The sequence below is a fragment of the Psychromonas aquatilis genome (assembly GCF_038155185.1).
GTDB classification, from domain to species: Bacteria; Pseudomonadota; Gammaproteobacteria; order Enterobacterales; family Psychromonadaceae; genus Psychromonas; species Psychromonas aquatilis.
The window spans coordinates 1-14,971 of sequence record NZ_JBAKAZ010000007.1; the positions used below are offsets into that span (position 1 = coordinate 1).

Sequence of the window (14,971 nt, forward strand, 5' to 3'; positions counted from 1 at the left end):
TTTATTACACCTACAAGGGAGGCTGAAGCCACCGCCCCGAAGTAGCAGTTTCAATTTCTGGGGGCGGTGACTTTAGTCTCCCTGCCTGCGTCAAAATCGAAGTACATTACAGAATTCATCGAGGAAAATGCGACAAAGGGACTAGTGAAGTGCGTTCTTTTATTTATTGCACCTACAAGGGAGGCTAAAAAAGGAGTCGCAGAGTACCTTCGCTCATGAGACTCGCGCGAAATGGCAGTCACAATCACTAGTAATAATTTCAACGGAGGCAACAACTTAGGTTTGCTAATCGCTTAAAAGGCTAATTTTATTTTAGCTTTTCTTTTATATTAGTCTTGTTGAGCGAGTTGTCTTTTTAAAAGTAGAATTTGTTTGATTAGTTTAGATTTCTCTAACTTTGCTAGTTCAGTTACTTGCATATCTTTATCAATTAACTGTTGAATTTCATCTTGGTCATCTGTAACTGATTGCGTTTGAGTAAGTGAAGATACTTTTTCTTTTAACTGTTTGTTTTCACTTTTGTATTGCTGCAACTGTTTATTTAGATCATCAGACTTGGTTTTACCTGCAAAGATAAGCTGTTCAAGGGTTTGGTTTAAAGGTTGGTTTTTAGCAACTTGCTTTAATTGATCGCCTGCTTTGACGGATAAATTGAAGGTATACAGTTTTTTACCATTATCGCTGTCTCGTGACTTTTTACTGCGCCATGCTTTAAACATTTTGTTGCGTAATTCACGACCTTCTGCTGTCTGTTCTAACAGTGAACAACATTGCTTGAATTGGGCTTCATCAAGCTCCTTAATATTTACATTCATCTCTTTTATCAAGGGCAGGAGTGTTGATGCTTTAGATGATAAATAGTTGGTAACCCATTGGCTATTTTTTTGGTTCCATTCAAAGCCAGCAGGGGTGTCAACGGTGATCATATTAATATCCTTGTGAGTATGAATTCATACTTAAAGTAACACAGTGGTACTCAATTGTCATGCCACTGTGTTTTGCTAAGAATATTAACAATATTATGAATTATTTAGCAGCGTTGTTCATATACCATTCTTTAAACTCTTGTTGTTGTTCTGGCGTAGCAGATTGGTAAAATTGGATCAGTGAGTTTGTTTTCATTTTAGTAACAGATTGAATGTCCGGTGCGTTACTAACGACTAGATTATTATCTATATTATATTGTGCTACTAATGCACCGATATCGCTGTAAGGTAGAAAACCTTTACCAATTAGCTCTTCTGGATTGTCAACGGTATATGACTTTTGTTCATTTTTAACATACCAATTTAGGCCTTTACTGATTTCATTTTTGGCTTGTGAGTAGCTGTTTAATTCTTCTGTGGTTAGGGTAGTTTTTCCGGCAACATCAATATTGAATATAAAAGGTCTACTTTCTAAAATTGGTTTATCTCTAAAAGTTCTGCTATATCTTGCTACTATTTGTTGCTCGCCATCTTTTGTTGTTAATGCACCATCTTCAAAAAAAGAACTTTCAACCTCTGTTCCATTAATTGACAGTATTTGAATGTCATTAGTTGTAATTATTTCACCTGAAAAAGCTAAAGGGCTAATCGCTAAAGTTAATAATAATCCTGAAAATTTCATTTTATCTTCCTAATATCTGATCTATATGAGCGTTTAATAATAATCGCCATTAATATGACAGATTATTCACTGTTTTGGTATGTTAAGTGTTAATTTATAGGAAGTTTATTGCAATATGAGTAATACAGGAAATGAAGAAAGTGTAGTTTAAAAGCCTAATATTGTCTATTAGGCTTTATAGATAGTTTACTAAAAGCGCTTATTCTGGGTAAGCTTCTACCATCTCTTGTGCTTTTTTAACCATCTCTGCACTACCACAAATAAATGGAACACGTTGATGTAGTTCAGTTGGCTTTATTTCCATAATTCTTTGGGTGCCTGTAGTAGCAATGCCGCCTGATTGCTCCGCTAAAAAGGCAATAGGATTGCTTTCATATAACAATCTTAATTTCCCATTTGGCGCTTGTGCCGTAGAAGGGTACATAAAGATACCCCCTTTTAATAAGTTACGGTGGAAGTCAGCTACTAACGAACCAATATAACGTGATGTATAAGGGCGTTTATCTTCAGGTACAATCTCTTGACAATGTTTGATGTACTTTTTAATTCCAACTGGGAATTTTAAGTAGTTTCCTTCGTTGATAGAGTAACATGTACCGGTTTTAGGTGATTGCATGCTTTCATGTGATAAATAGAATACACCTAATGAAGGATCACAAGTAAAGCCGTGTACGCCGTTACCCGTTGTATAAACAAGCATAGTTGATGAACCGTAAATCACATAACCAGCAGCAACTTGCTCTGTACCAGGCTGTAAAAAGTCTTCAAGGATAACAGGGCTACCCACTGGACTGATACGCTTATAAATTGAGAAAATAGTCCCAACTGATACATTTACATCAATGTTTGTTGATCCATCAAGTGGATCCATTAATACGATGTACTTACTATTGACGTTACGTTTTGTATCAAATGACACAAAATCATCTTCTTCTTCAGATGCAATACCACATACTTCACCACGTGCTTCCAATGCTTGTTTAAAAGTATCGTTTGCATATAAATCTAGTTTTTGTTGTGTTTCACCTTGAATATTTTCTACGCCTGTTGCGCCGATTATATTAGCGATACCCGCTTTATTAATTTCCCTATTAACAATTTTAGAAGCTAATCGAATAGCACCCAATAAGCCAGATAAGTCACCGCTAGCCTCTGGAAAATCGTGTTGCTTTTCAATAATGAATTCGCCTAAAGTAATCATATTCTCTCCAATTTAGTATTGAAATTATTATAATGAAAATAATATTAATTGCTCACGTAAAGATGTGAGCTACCTCTATTTTATGAATTAAGCATATTGTATTACAAATCACATTGAAAAAGAAAGTTAATGTAACAGTGATACTGGCTTTAGATAAAGATACTTTACAAGTAGCCTAGTATCATTGACAGTTATTTTATGTTTGAGCTATCTAATATGTGAGAAAGAAGAGGTTATGATCGTTTATAACCGAAAGGGAATGCTTTTTTGCTGTTTAATTTATAATCTAATGAAAAACAGGCAGATAAATGATTATTTTATCTGCCTGTTATGTTTACCTTTTTTTTCTGGCTTTATTTTTTGCTTTTCGCACTACTGAAGGTTTATTTTCCTCTTTTCGTTTTGCAATCAGTTGATTGCGTTCTTGTGTTGCTTTATATCTACTTTTTTTGAAGCTTTTACCATCTTGTTGTGTTTCCGTTGCACTATCAAACTCGTATCCAGGGTAAATAATGCGTTCGAACTTACGGTTTATCAGTGACTCTATATTATCTAAAAACTGCTCGTCTTTAGGGCTCACTAACGAGACGGCATGACCGGTTTTTCCTGCACGGCCAGTACGACCGATACGGTGTACATAATCTTCTGCTAAGAAAGGTAAATGGTAGTTAACAACATGTGGCAAATCGGGAATATCTAGACCACGTGCCGCAACATCTGTCGCCACTAAAACGCGCACAGCACCTTCTGCAAATTGTTGAATCGCTTTATTACGTGCGCCTTGTGTTTTATCACCATGACAAAGTGCTGCTTTTATCCCATCAAGTTTTAACTCTTGCGCTAATAAGTTGGCACTTTCTTTGGTTCCAGCAAAGACCAACACTTGTTTCCAGTTTTTAACACCGATTAATTCTGATAATAACTCTTTTTTACGAGATTCACTGACCCAGTAAACTTGCTGTTTTACTTTCCCAGAAGTCGAGTTTTGTTTTGCTGTTTCTATGTTTTTTGGTGTATGCAGTATAGTGTTTGCAAGTGTTTTAACTTTATTTGAAAAAGTAGCAGAAAACATCAAGGTTTGGTGTTTCTGTTTGATAATCTCAACTATTTTTTGAATATCAGTTAAAAAACCCATATCAAGCATGCGATCTGCTTCATCTAATACAAGATGTTTTAAATGCGCGAGATCGACATGTCTTGCATTAACGTGCTCAATTAAACGCCCCGGAGTGGCAACCAATACATCGACGCCATTTTTTAACATAATTGTTTGCGGTGATGAGTTAGCACCACCAGTCACTACGCCTGATGTTAATGGTAAGAATTGACTGTATTGTTTTACGTTGTCAGCTACCTGTAATGCAAGCTCTCGTGTGGGTGTTAAAATTAACACTTTAATGGTACGAGATGTGCCAACATTTTCAGGTTGGTTTTTAGCTAATAAGTCTAACAGCGGTAATGTGAATGCAGCTGTTTTACCTGTACCTGTCTGCGCACTTGCTAATAGATCATGTCCCGCTTTAATAATTGGAATAGCTTGTTGTTGGATTGGGGTTAATTTTGAATAACCACACGCTTTAACTGCTTTTAAAAGATTGGCAGATAAACCTGCTGAATCAACACTCATAATTTACCCTAACTAATTAGATTGAAAATAATCGCGAAGTATAACAAAGTATCAATGTTATGGTATGTATAAAGTAAGATATTTGTTTGTGCATGTTAGTATTTTTTTATGGTATTTTAGCGGTGTTATAGGTTGTTATGGAAATAACACCTAATTACTTAACACGCTTTTTGGCGCTTCTTTAAAGATAGGTGAAATTATGGCCACTCGAAATAATTGTATTATTGCTTCTGAGCTTGATAAAAAAGTACAAAGCAAACAAACTTTTGTGTTAAACATCGTTGCTAATTGGTGCTCTGATTGTACTAAACAGCAAGAAAGTATGCCTTATTTTAAGAATATGTTGATTGAAAAAGAGGTAGCTGTGTATGAGCTTGTGGCACAGTATGAAAAGGGCGATTTTATTGATCAGCGTACTAAATCCTTAGTAGAAGCGTTAGGCGGGCATGGTTATCCTCGTACTATTTTGTTTGTTAATGGTGAAGCAGTCAGTGCAGATAATATTGAAGTCATTGATAAAGCAGAACTTTGTGCATTAGCTGATAATTTTTTAGCGATGCTTTAGCCTTATAAAGCACCTATTCCTACCTAGTAGATTGCTCAGTCAGATAAGCAAAGGCTGAGCTCTTCCGTCAGTTTTTTACTTAACACTAAGATAATCGTTAAGTAAAAACCGGGTATCACGTTAGTGGGCAATAAGCGCACTCATCCTAATTATAAAGCCAATGGATATATCAACTTCAATGTCAGCAAGCCAAACTTCAATTATCAAGCATGCAGAAAACACATCCCTTATTGATCTCGTTGCTAAAACATCTGCTATTAGTACTAAACAAGTCGAGACGGTTATTCAGTTATTAAATGACGGTAATACTGTCCCTTTTATTGCACGTTATAGAAAGCAATTAACCCAATCGCTCGATGATACGCAATTAAGGCTGATAGAAGAAAAAGTACAGTATTTTAGAGAGTTAATTGCACGCAAAGCGAGTATTTTAAAGGCTATTGAAAAACAGGGTAAATTGACCTCAGCCATTAACAACGAAATACAATCCATTGAAGATAAAGTGACTCTTGAACATAGCTATGCGCCTTTTAAAACCACTCGTATTAGTAAGTCACAGCAAGCGATTGAAGCCGGATTGTTACCTTTATCAGAACAACTGTGGAAATCTCCTAGATTACCTTTACAGCAAGTTGCTAAGCATTATGTGATTAAGGCAAAAGGCATTGAAAACACAGAGCAGGCTTTAACCGATGCCTTGGCTATTCAAGTAGAAAAAATCAGTCAAGAAGTCTCATTAATCGGATTATTAAAGAAGCATCTACAGGAGCAAGCTACATTAACATCTCGGGTTATCAAAACCAAAGTGAGTGAAGCGACTAAGTTTAAAGATTATTTCGATTTTTCTGCTCGATTAACGCGACTTCCGGCACATCGAATACTTGCTATGTTACGAGGTAAGTCGGAAGGGTATTTACGACTTAAAATAGAGCCAGATCCTTATAATAACGATAAGAAACAATATAGTTATTGCCAGACTTTGATGGCAAAATATCTTAATATTTATCTTGATAAACATGACCATGACTCTTGGCATCGACAAGTTATCGATCATGCTTGGCGAATGAAGATTTTACCGAGCTTGGAAAGACAAATGTTAGTTCATTTAAAAACCTTAGCTGATGCTGAAGCCATCAATCAGTTTGCTAATAATTTAAATGCGCTGTTAATGGCGCCACCTGCCGGCGAAAAAGTGATACTTGGTCTCGATCCTGGCTTTAAAAGTGGTTGTAAACTGGCGGTTATTAGTGGTGGCGGTGAGTTATTATCAACGGCGACTATTTACCCTCATCAACCACAAATGCAATCTGATAAAGCCAGCCAAATTGTGATCAATCTGCTTAAAAGATTTCATGTTAAGTTAATTGCCATTGGAAACGGCACGGCTTCTCGAGAGAGTGAGCATTTTATTAATAACTTGTTAACGGCTGCAGAACTAGATATTGATGCTATCTCTGTAAGTGAAGCAGGTGCCTCGGTTTATTCGGCTTCAAAGTTAGCAGCGAATGAGTTTCCTGATTTAGATGTGACATTGCGTGGCGCGGTGTCGATAGCACGTCGTCTTCAAGATCCGTTATCAGAGTTAGTTAAAATTGATGCAAAAGCGATTGGTGTTGGTTTATATCAACATGATGTGCAGCAAACCTTATTAGCTGAAAAGTTACAAGGTATTGTTGAAGATTGTGTTAATAAAGTAGGGGTTGATTTAAATACCGCCTCTCCCTACTTACTTGCACATGTTGCAGGTTTAAATCAGCAATTAGCCACTAATATTGTTGAATACCGTCATAAAAATGGACGCTTTACGGCGCGAAATGATTTATTAGCGGTTCCTCGATTAGGTGCTAAGTCTTTTCAACAAGCCGCTGGATTTTTAACGGTTAAAAATGGTAGTAACTGTTTGGATCAAACGATATTACATCCAGAGCAATATGCGCTAGCGAAAAAGGTCATCACGTTTAATCAACAATCGGTAGACGAAGTCGTCAACAACCCAGCTAAGATAAAGCTGACACTCCCAAAGGTTAATGATTCTAATATAAAACATGAGATGCTTGAGGTGATCAATATCTTGCAACAAGAAAGGCGCGATCCAAGGTCTGCTTTTATTTCTGCAAGTTTTGATCAAAATATTAATAAAATAACTGATTTAGAGCCAGGTCTTAGTTTGCAAGGTGTGGTGACTAATGTGGCGAATTTTGGGGCGTTTGTTGACCTAGGTGTCCACCAAGATGGGTTAGTACATATTTCTATGTTAAGTGATGGGTTTGTCGATGACCCCCATAAAATCGTTAAAGTGAATCAAATTGTCAACGTTAAGGTAGAGAGTGTCGATATTGAACGAAAACGTATTGCGTTAACGATGAAAAATGTAGTTCAGCCAAATTGATAATAGAGCAATAATATGAAATTAAATAAACGTTTATTGGTATTGTCTGAAATGGTTACTAAACCTTACCAGTTGGTTTGGGATTGCTGTTGTGATCATGGTTTATTAGGAATCAAAATATTATCGGATGGTCTAGTTAAACAGGTAAATTTTGTTGACCTAGTACCTGAGATCATCACTAATTTAGATAATAAATTGTCACGGTTTGGGCATAAGCTACCTGTTGATTGCCAATGGCAAACTTTTTGCCAAGATGTTGCTCTATTATCCTTAGATAACACACTTGAAAAGAGTCACGCTGATACTAAAGAATTGGTCATTATTAGTGGGGTTGGTGGTGAATTAATGCTATCGATGTTAAGCCGTCTTATGGAGCCCTATTCAGGAAAAAATATCGACTTTTTGTTATGTCCTGTGAATCATACCTATCAACTGCGTGAGGGCTTGATTAAGCTAAACTTTAAGTTGATTGAAGAAAGGTTGGTGACTGATAATGACCGCAGTTACGAATTACTACTGATTAATCAAACTGCACAGCAACCGTTGAGCTTGTTGGGAGAATGCTTATGGGTTAATGAGTCAGAGAGTCAATTGTATTTGCAAAAACTGATTGAGCATTATCAGCGTAGAGAGTCTGATCAAACAAGCACTGATTGTGTTAATCACGCTGTGTTAACTGCCTATCAAAACCTCTATCAATCACGTTATGCATAAAGCACATTGTTAATAGGGTGTTGAGCTATTGTTTGATCAATAAAAAAGCCACATAAAAAATTATGTGGCTTTTTGCTATGTGGTTCTTGCTATGTAACTTTCTACATAGATAAGTCAGTTTTATGCGCTAAGGCAATAAGACTAGATACCTAGAGCTTGACCACCACCGATTTGAACTGTTTCAGCTGTGATGAATGATGCATCTTTACTTACTAAGAAAGAGATAACACCAGAAACATCTTCAGGTTGTCCTAAACGACCTAGCATGATGCTGTCTTTCCAAGAAGCAAATACTTCAGGTTTAGTGTCTTTGATTTGTTGGTGGAATGGTGTATCGATAGTACCTGGAGATACTGCATTAACACGGATACCAGCTGGTGCAAGTTCTTTAGCAAGTGCACGTGTGAAAGTATGTACCGCTGCTTTAGATGTGCCGTAAATACCAGCGCCTGGGCCACCTGCATTCCATGCTGCATTTGAAGTGTAGTTGATGATTGAACCACCTTCCGTTTTTTTCATGAATGGGATTGCTGCACGAGAAACGAAGAATGCGCTATCTAGGTTTAATGCCATTACAAAACGGTAGAACTCAGTTGTCATTGTTTCAACTGGGCTACGACCACCTAAGCCACCAGCATTGTTGATTACAACGTCGATTTGACCGTATTTTTCACCGATAGCTGTTACGTTTGAAGTTACTTCTTCGTCTTTAGTTACGTCAAAACCGTAGTATTCAGCTTCGATACCTTCAGCAGCAAGTTCTTTTACGCGTTCTGCACCCACTTCATCTTCGATACCGTTAAGAACAACAGTATAACCATCTTGACCAAGACGTTTAGCTACAGCGAAACCAATTCCACCAGTTGCACCAGTGATTAAAGCAATTTTTTTAGACATGTTTATATTCCATTGAATCGTTAATTGATAGATATGCCATAAGGCATGCCGAGGGTTATCAATGTGAGCTAGCTAAAAACTAATCAAACCAGAGAACACCCTTAAATGAATCATATTTAAAATTAAATAAAGGATTAACTAAATTACAACCTTATTGTATTACAAATAATACAGTTGTGAATATTTTTATCAACTGACTTTAGCTAATAAATTCTGTTAATGGTGCCGATTAAAACACATGTAATTGATGTAAATATAAACAAAACCATCTATCAAATAGATTGTTTTTTATTTTTAATAGTTAATTAATTTTAATTTATCATATTGATTTTAAGTGTTTTTATTTGTTTTTAGTTCACTGGATTAATAATTTTTATCACATTTCTATTTGTTTTCTTTTTCAACAGAAAATATGAGAATAGTAGTTGAAATAATTGTGATCTAAGCCACAAGATATTGGTTTTTATTTATTATAGTCATTACATTAATATTACAAAAAGGGTGGGTTTTAGTCTTGGAGCAGTGGACGCATTAACAAAACTACATATTTGTATCAATTTTGTTTATGATGCGCTGTTTTTATTAACCCATGATTAAACCTTATTCAGGATCACCCTATGCAGCTATTAAAACGAGTCATTCATGATGCGATTACTCATCAACAGATAACACCAGAGCATCCACAATGTTTCACTCGGATAGCAACAAGGGCGATTGTTATTAGAGCTCAAAAAATATTATTGATGTATACCCAGCGCTATAACGATTATTCATTACCCGGTGGTGGGGTTGACCAAGGTGAATCACTGGAAGAGGGATTGAAACGTGAATTAAGTGAAGAGACGGGCGCTTATGATATCAATAATATTAAAGCATTTGGTCTTTATGAAGAGTTTAGACCTTACCGACACGATAAATATTATACTCATTGCAATGTGATGCATATGCTGTCGTATTGCTATACATGTGATATTGCAGAACAATTAGCAGCGATGAAACTAGAAGATTATGAGATAAAAAATGGTATGCGAGTTAGTTGGGTTGATATTGATGAGGCCATTAATCATAACTTACAGACGATGAGTCATGATCCTAAGCAAGGTTTATCTATTGAGCGAGAAACCTATTTATTAAAACAAATAAAGAACAAGTTATTTAATTAACCCCATGTCCTATTAACAAATAACCCGCTTTGAATGACGGGTTATTTTTTTATATTTTATGGGTTCATTTTAAAATAACTAATAGGAGCCTTCAATAACGTGTTTAGCAAATATCACCTTATTACGACCTGTTGACTTAGCAGTATAGAGCGCTTCATCAGCATGCTTTAATACTTCATCTATTGATTCACTTTGATATCTTCTTGCTGCGACGCCGATAGATATCGTAATTTTAATTTCTTGTTCACTATTTGCTAAGTAAGTAATGCTATTTTCCATCTCGGCACGTAATTTTTCTGCCGCAAGATAAGCTTCATCTGCATTGACATCTGGTAATAACACAACGAACTCCTCTCCACCTAAACGTGCTTTTAATGCAGCTTCACTGAGCGATGATTGCATGGTCTTTGCAATCATTTTCAGGACATTATCTCCCACATCATGCCCATACTGGTCATTAATATGCTTAAAGTGGTCGGCATCAATCATGAATAAGTAGAGTGATTTTTCTGATGCAAACTCAGGCTCTGCTCGTTTAAAGAAGTGACGTCGATTACTCATATTGGTTAATTCATCTGTATTGGCAATATAAGCGAGCTTTCTCTCTAATATTATTCTGTCTGTAATGTTGAAAGAAGATGTTCGAGCGACAGCAAAATGCCCATTACCGGAAATAGAAGTCGCTGAGGTAGAGACAAAAAACGTATGATTTTGTTTACATTGAATCTCCAATACAACACCTTCAATTTTACTCTGGCTCTTAAGGCTTATTAGGAAATTAGTAAATGTTTCTTTACTTTTTGGGGTAAGAAACGAAGCAAAGTTCTTACCTAATACTTCTTCTTTCGTATAACCCAACCATTCTAGCTCTGTTTTATTGATTTTAATGATGGTGCCGTTCTTATCTAGGCTATGGTAACCACAGGGCGCATTTTCATATAAATCGGTTAACTGATCTTTGATTAAAGCATCATAAGTATATTTACGGCGTTTTTGTTCTTGTAGTATTAATAGTAATAATAAAATGGCGGCTGTGAATACAAACAAAGCGGTTAAGATAACCCTCCCTGCTGGCGCATAGAAAAATGACGCTTCCTCAATAACCCCGTTGGGCAGGAAAATAATCAGCTTCCAATCATTAATTTTTTTGGATTTGTCTAAAATATGAAATCGTTTTTGTTCATCCTTGGTTTTTTGACTAATGCTATTAGTGCCAAAGGGTTTAATTGATACATGTCTAAATAAGCCTTTGTCTGTTTTAAATAGGCCACTTTCATTGTCTCTAACTGTTTCCCATGCCTCTGGATAAAGGTCTTCAAATTTATATTCTACATCAGGTAAACTTCCTCCCCATTCATTGGATCTTTGATGGTTACTGATCCAATAACCTTGAGGGTCAATAAGCATCCCTTGACCTTCGATTCTTAATTTCATTTTTGCTCTAAAGTCATTTAATAGGTCGGTAGCTAAATAATTAATGACAAAATAACCCGCGGGTTTGTTATGACTATCATTAATAAGCGTTACAAAACGGATCACGGGTTTGTAGGGGATTTCAATCTGACCATGTTCTTCATTTAATTCTATTGCAGAAATAAATACTTCACCCACTTTTAAGGTTTTTGACTCCTTATAATAATTTCTTTTTTGCTTATCTTGTAAGCCTTCTTGTGGGATGACTCTTGCTTGTCCATCATCATAATCGACACGTATTCGCTCAAGGCCATCTAAGCTGAGTAATCTTACTTGATTAAACCGAGTGAAAGTACTGGATAAATTTTTGAATAAAACACTCAAATGTTCGCGATTTTGTTGCGATGGTTTCTCTATAAAACGAGCGAATAACGGAGATTTTGTGGTCATCTCCATCACTCTTAATTGAGTTTGTATTTCTGTTTGTAATGATTGTTTTGTGGAGGCGATGAAAACCTCTTCATGCAGCATGATCTTTTTTTCTAGGTTGTTAGTGTAGTTTTTAAATACAGTATAGATAGAAGCAGCTAATATCACGGCAATAAAAGTGTAAAAGGCCAAAAAGCGTTTTGTTACCCTTTGCCAGTTCAGTTTATTATTAACAACGGGGATATCACTTAATTGTTTTTGATGCATTGAATACTCTTTAAACAGCCTAGTTCTGGCGTTTTATAATAGCGTGTTTAGTTGAAGTAGAGAAGTTATTAAGAGCTTGGTATTGAATGCTTACAGACTGCTAATACTTAAGAGGTATTTATTTTTCAATTGTTTCTGTCTTTTACAGTAGATCTACCCAAATTAATAAATCTGGGTAGATTAAGAGCAGACTAGTACTTTTGTCATTAACTTTGTTTAACTAGCTCTGGTAGAAATTCACCATCGTTATGAGGATAAACAATGTATTCGCCGTGATATTTCACTTTTGATTTATAGTCTGTGACTTTATGTAACAGTAATGTATTAGCATAAGCACTTCGTAAAGCCACTGCAAAATCACCACGAATGTATAAACTAATTGGCTTAATTAATACACCGTTTTCAAAATGTGAATCGAATTGTGAGTTACAAATAATTAATGATGATTTCCCTGCACTGTGTCGATTAAGCTTATCTTTTACTTCAAGGTCTGTGTTAACGACCCAATCAGCTTCGTTTAAGTCATTGCATAATGCAGTGAGTTGATCTTTTAAGATTATTTTGTTTTTTAACGCTTGATCAAAAACATGTTGGTAATTTTCTTTAATCGTATTAAATGTTTCTACTAAATTAGCATTTTTACCTAAACTACGTGCTTTACGTTGCCATAATTGTAACGTAGGGACGACATCAGCTTCAAAACGCTTTTTTTTGATTGAGTTAGTTGTCCATGCAGCTAAAAAATGTGTTTCACTAAGTGGATTACGAGGAATTTTACCCTTTGCTTGCGCTTCACTTAAATCGATTAAAGCTGTGCTGACAACTTGGTAAATAGAGGTAGAGAAAGTAGCCATATTGATCCTGATCTAAAAAAATAAGGCATAGTCTAACAGTTAAACACTATAAGTTAATTGAATAATTAAGATTGCTTGAAGATTAGAAGCAAATAATTCTAAATTCAATTAGATTGCTATTTGAAAGCTTCATAAAAACAGTAAAGTTAATTACACTCAATGTAAACTATCTACCGAGTCAAATGGATATGCAAGTGAATGAAGCAATAGCGGGTAATAAAAATATTTCCCTAGTATTAGGCAGTGGCGGCGCAAGAGGGCTTGCTCATATTGGCGTAATTAAATGGCTACTAGAGCATGATTACCATATACAGTCTATTTCTGCTTGCTCAATTGGTGCGTTGATTGGTGGCGTTTATGCAGCAGGTAAACTTGACGATTTTGAACAATGGATATGTGGCTTAAGTAAGTTAGATGTTATTGCCTTGATGGATATTTCTTGGGCAAAGAGTGGTTTATTAAGAGGGGATAAAATCATTAATACCCTAAAAGACTTGCTTGGAGAGCAAACTATCGAGTCATTACCGCTCAACTTTACGGCGGTTGCTACGGACATTAAACATGAAAAAGAAGTTTGGATAAATTCTGGGTGTTTATTTGATGCGATCCGGGCTTCAATTTCTTTACCGCTGTTTTTTACACCTGTAGAGCACAATGGTTTGCAATTAATCGATGGCGGGGTGTTAAACCCAGTGCCTATTGCGCCGACATTTGGTGACAAAACTGATTTTACTATTGCAGTTAATTTGGGGGGCGTTGTAAAAGATGAAACTAAAAGCCCCGTTAAATTAACGGAGGCGGTGGATTCTCCATTATCATTGCCTCTACACCATAAAATTGCACTTTATATTAAGAAGTTAAGTACTAACTTAAATATAAAAAATGCAAAACCTGCTTTGTTAGATGCTTACGATGTAGCAGATCAGTCTTTTGATGCCATGCAAAGTAGTATTGCGCGTTTAAAGTTAGCTGCTTACCCAGCTGATTATAATATTGTTATTGCGAGAAATGCCTGTGGTACATTAGAATTCAACCGGGCTGAGGAGCTCATCGCATTAGGTTATAGCCAAGCACATAAAGTGTTAAAACATAGAAAAGATTAAGAGAAAATATGAACGTAATTAGTAGTACTGAAGCTTGGGTTAAAAGTGTGATCGTAAAATACAATATTTGTCCGTTTGCAAAGCGTGAAATGGACCGTGGCAGTATTCGTTATATCGAAGAAAAATCGCCAGAAGTAGAGCAAGTGCTTGAGGCGTTAATGAAAGAATGCCAGTTTCTTGACGAGAATGAGGAAACTGAAACGACTTTATTAATACTTAGCGAAGCATGTACTGACTTTGAAGATTTTTTAGATCTGGTGTATCTATCTAATCATTTTTTACAAATGAATCGTTATGAAGGGGTTTACCAATTAGCGCATTTTCATCCTCAATATTGTTTTGAAGGTGACGCGCAAGAGGCCGCGTCGAATTATACTAATCGTTCTCCTTTTCCAACCTTACACATTATCAGAGAAAGCAGTATGGAAAGAGCGATTGAAGCGCACCCTGATATAGATGGAATACCCGACAGAAATATCGCTTTTCTGAATAAAAAAGGCAGTGCTTTTTTCACTGATTTATTGGCTAGCTGTTATTTAAATAAGTAGACAGATGCTGGTATTTAACCGTTAGAAATTGCGACTGTAGGCTTGCGACAGCGCTGATAGCAGTGTTTTTGTATAGTTAATACGCAATTAAGAATGTTAAAGCCATATCTTGCTTTAAACAAGTCGACAAAATTCATCAAGAAAGCTAAATTGTAGCCTTTTTCATGTTTATCAATCTAACTTTTTCGATTAT

The 14,971-nt window shown here is 35.9% G+C and carries 13 protein-coding genes; 6 read left to right on the forward strand and 7 right to left on the reverse strand.

Annotated features, from left to right (window positions below; genetic code table 11):
• Positions 1–329 precede the first annotated feature (329 nt).
• The 4 genes from V6256_RS02955 to V6256_RS02970 form a co-directional block, all read right to left on the reverse strand.
• A complete protein-coding gene (locus tag V6256_RS02955) occupies positions 330–926 on the reverse strand; it encodes a hypothetical protein (RefSeq protein ID WP_341596567.1) in 597 nt (198 codons plus the stop codon).
• 100 nt (positions 927–1,026) lie between these two features.
• A complete protein-coding gene (locus V6256_RS02960; RefSeq protein ID WP_341596568.1) occupies positions 1,027–1,608 on the reverse strand; it encodes a DUF2057 family protein in 582 nt (193 codons plus the stop codon).
• 199 nt (positions 1,609–1,807) lie between these two features.
• Positions 1,808–2,809 (reverse strand): class 1 fructose-bisphosphatase, encoded by a 1,002-nt coding sequence (gene fbp, locus V6256_RS02965; protein WP_341596569.1) that lies wholly within the window; start codon positions 2,807–2,809, stop codon positions 1,808–1,810.
• A gap of 334 nt (positions 2,810–3,143) precedes the next feature.
• Complete coding sequence (locus V6256_RS02970) at positions 3,144–4,436, reverse strand: DEAD/DEAH box helicase (protein WP_341596570.1); 1,293 nt, start codon at positions 4,434–4,436, stop codon at positions 3,144–3,146.
• Positions 4,437–4,635: 199 nt separating this feature from the next.
• On the opposite strand from V6256_RS02970, the gene V6256_RS02975 reads away from it, so the two are divergent.
• The 3 genes from V6256_RS02975 (at position 4,636) to V6256_RS02985 (ending at position 8,104) form a co-directional block, all read left to right on the forward strand.
• Complete coding sequence (locus V6256_RS02975; RefSeq protein WP_341596571.1) at positions 4,636–5,001, forward strand: periplasmic thioredoxin of cytochrome c-type biogenesis; 366 nt, start codon at positions 4,636–4,638, stop codon at positions 4,999–5,001.
• 178 nt (positions 5,002–5,179) lie between these two features.
• Complete coding sequence (locus V6256_RS02980; protein WP_341596572.1) at positions 5,180–7,390, forward strand: Tex-like N-terminal domain-containing protein; 2,211 nt, start codon at positions 5,180–5,182, stop codon at positions 7,388–7,390.
• Between the two features lie 15 nt (positions 7,391–7,405).
• The gene (locus V6256_RS02985) at positions 7,406–8,104 is read left to right on the forward strand and encodes a tRNA (adenine(22)-N(1))-methyltransferase (protein ID WP_341596573.1); all 699 of its coding nucleotides are present in this window, start codon (positions 7,406–7,408) and stop codon (positions 8,102–8,104) included.
• A gap of 141 nt (positions 8,105–8,245) precedes the next feature.
• Here the strand turns inward: V6256_RS02985 and V6256_RS02990 are convergent, their stop codons facing one another.
• The gene (locus tag V6256_RS02990) at positions 8,246–9,001 is read right to left on the reverse strand and encodes an SDR family NAD(P)-dependent oxidoreductase (protein ID WP_341596574.1); all 756 of its coding nucleotides are present in this window, start codon (positions 8,999–9,001) and stop codon (positions 8,246–8,248) included.
• Between the two features lie 617 nt (positions 9,002–9,618).
• On the opposite strand from V6256_RS02990, the gene V6256_RS02995 reads away from it, so the two are divergent.
• Complete coding sequence (locus V6256_RS02995) at positions 9,619–10,164, forward strand: NUDIX hydrolase (protein WP_341596575.1); 546 nt, start codon at positions 9,619–9,621, stop codon at positions 10,162–10,164.
• 78 nt (positions 10,165–10,242) lie between these two features.
• Here V6256_RS02995 and V6256_RS03000 read toward each other — a convergent pair whose 3' ends face one another.
• Entirely contained in the window at positions 10,243–12,273 is a 2,031-nt protein-coding gene (locus tag V6256_RS03000) for a sensor domain-containing diguanylate cyclase (RefSeq protein ID WP_341596576.1), read from the reverse strand.
• A gap of 206 nt (positions 12,274–12,479) precedes the next feature.
• On the reverse strand, positions 12,480–13,127 hold the full coding sequence (locus V6256_RS03005) for a DUF2913 family protein (RefSeq protein WP_341596577.1): 648 nt from the start codon (positions 13,125–13,127) through the stop codon (positions 12,480–12,482).
• A gap of 194 nt (positions 13,128–13,321) precedes the next feature.
• On the opposite strand from V6256_RS03005, the gene V6256_RS03010 reads away from it, so the two are divergent.
• Both V6256_RS03010 and V6256_RS03015 read left to right on the forward strand, forming a co-directional pair.
• Positions 13,322–14,230: a patatin-like phospholipase family protein gene (locus V6256_RS03010; RefSeq protein ID WP_341596578.1), complete on the forward strand. Its 909-nt coding sequence runs from the start codon at positions 13,322–13,324 to the stop codon at positions 14,228–14,230.
• 8 nt (positions 14,231–14,238) lie between these two features.
• Positions 14,239–14,778, forward strand: a complete 540-nt coding sequence (locus V6256_RS03015; RefSeq protein ID WP_341596579.1) for a DUF1415 domain-containing protein — start codon at positions 14,239–14,241, stop codon at positions 14,776–14,778.
• Positions 14,779–14,971: the final 193 nt, after the last annotated feature.

Excerpts from the sequence above, each read along its gene's own strand:
- V6256_RS02955 (WP_341596567.1), bottom strand. The coding sequence starts at position 926 with ATGATCACCGTTGACACCCCTGCTGGCTTTGAATGGAACCAAAAAAAT.
- V6256_RS02960 (WP_341596568.1), bottom strand. The coding sequence starts at position 1,608 with ATGAAATTTTCAGGATTATTATTAACTTTAGCGATTAGCCCTTTAGCT.
- fbp (WP_341596569.1), bottom strand. The coding sequence starts at position 2,809 with ATGATTACTTTAGGCGAATTCATTATTGAAAAGCAACACGATTTTCCA.
- V6256_RS02970 (WP_341596570.1), bottom strand. The coding sequence starts at position 4,436 with ATGAGTGTTGATTCAGCAGGTTTATCTGCCAATCTTTTAAAAGCAGTT.
- V6256_RS02975 (WP_341596571.1), top strand. The coding sequence starts at position 4,636 with ATGGCCACTCGAAATAATTGTATTATTGCTTCTGAGCTTGATAAAAAA.
- V6256_RS02980 (WP_341596572.1), top strand. The coding sequence starts at position 5,180 with ATGTCAGCAAGCCAAACTTCAATTATCAAGCATGCAGAAAACACATCC.
- V6256_RS02985 (WP_341596573.1), top strand. The coding sequence starts at position 7,406 with ATGAAATTAAATAAACGTTTATTGGTATTGTCTGAAATGGTTACTAAA.
- V6256_RS02990 (WP_341596574.1), bottom strand. The coding sequence starts at position 9,001 with ATGTCTAAAAAAATTGCTTTAATCACTGGTGCAACTGGTGGAATTGGT.
- V6256_RS02995 (WP_341596575.1), top strand. The coding sequence starts at position 9,619 with ATGCAGCTATTAAAACGAGTCATTCATGATGCGATTACTCATCAACAG.
- V6256_RS03000 (WP_341596576.1), bottom strand. The coding sequence starts at position 12,273 with ATGCATCAAAAACAATTAAGTGATATCCCCGTTGTTAATAATAAACTG.
- V6256_RS03005 (WP_341596577.1), bottom strand. The coding sequence starts at position 13,127 with ATGGCTACTTTCTCTACCTCTATTTACCAAGTTGTCAGCACAGCTTTA.
- V6256_RS03015 (WP_341596579.1), top strand. The coding sequence starts at position 14,239 with ATGAACGTAATTAGTAGTACTGAAGCTTGGGTTAAAAGTGTGATCGTA.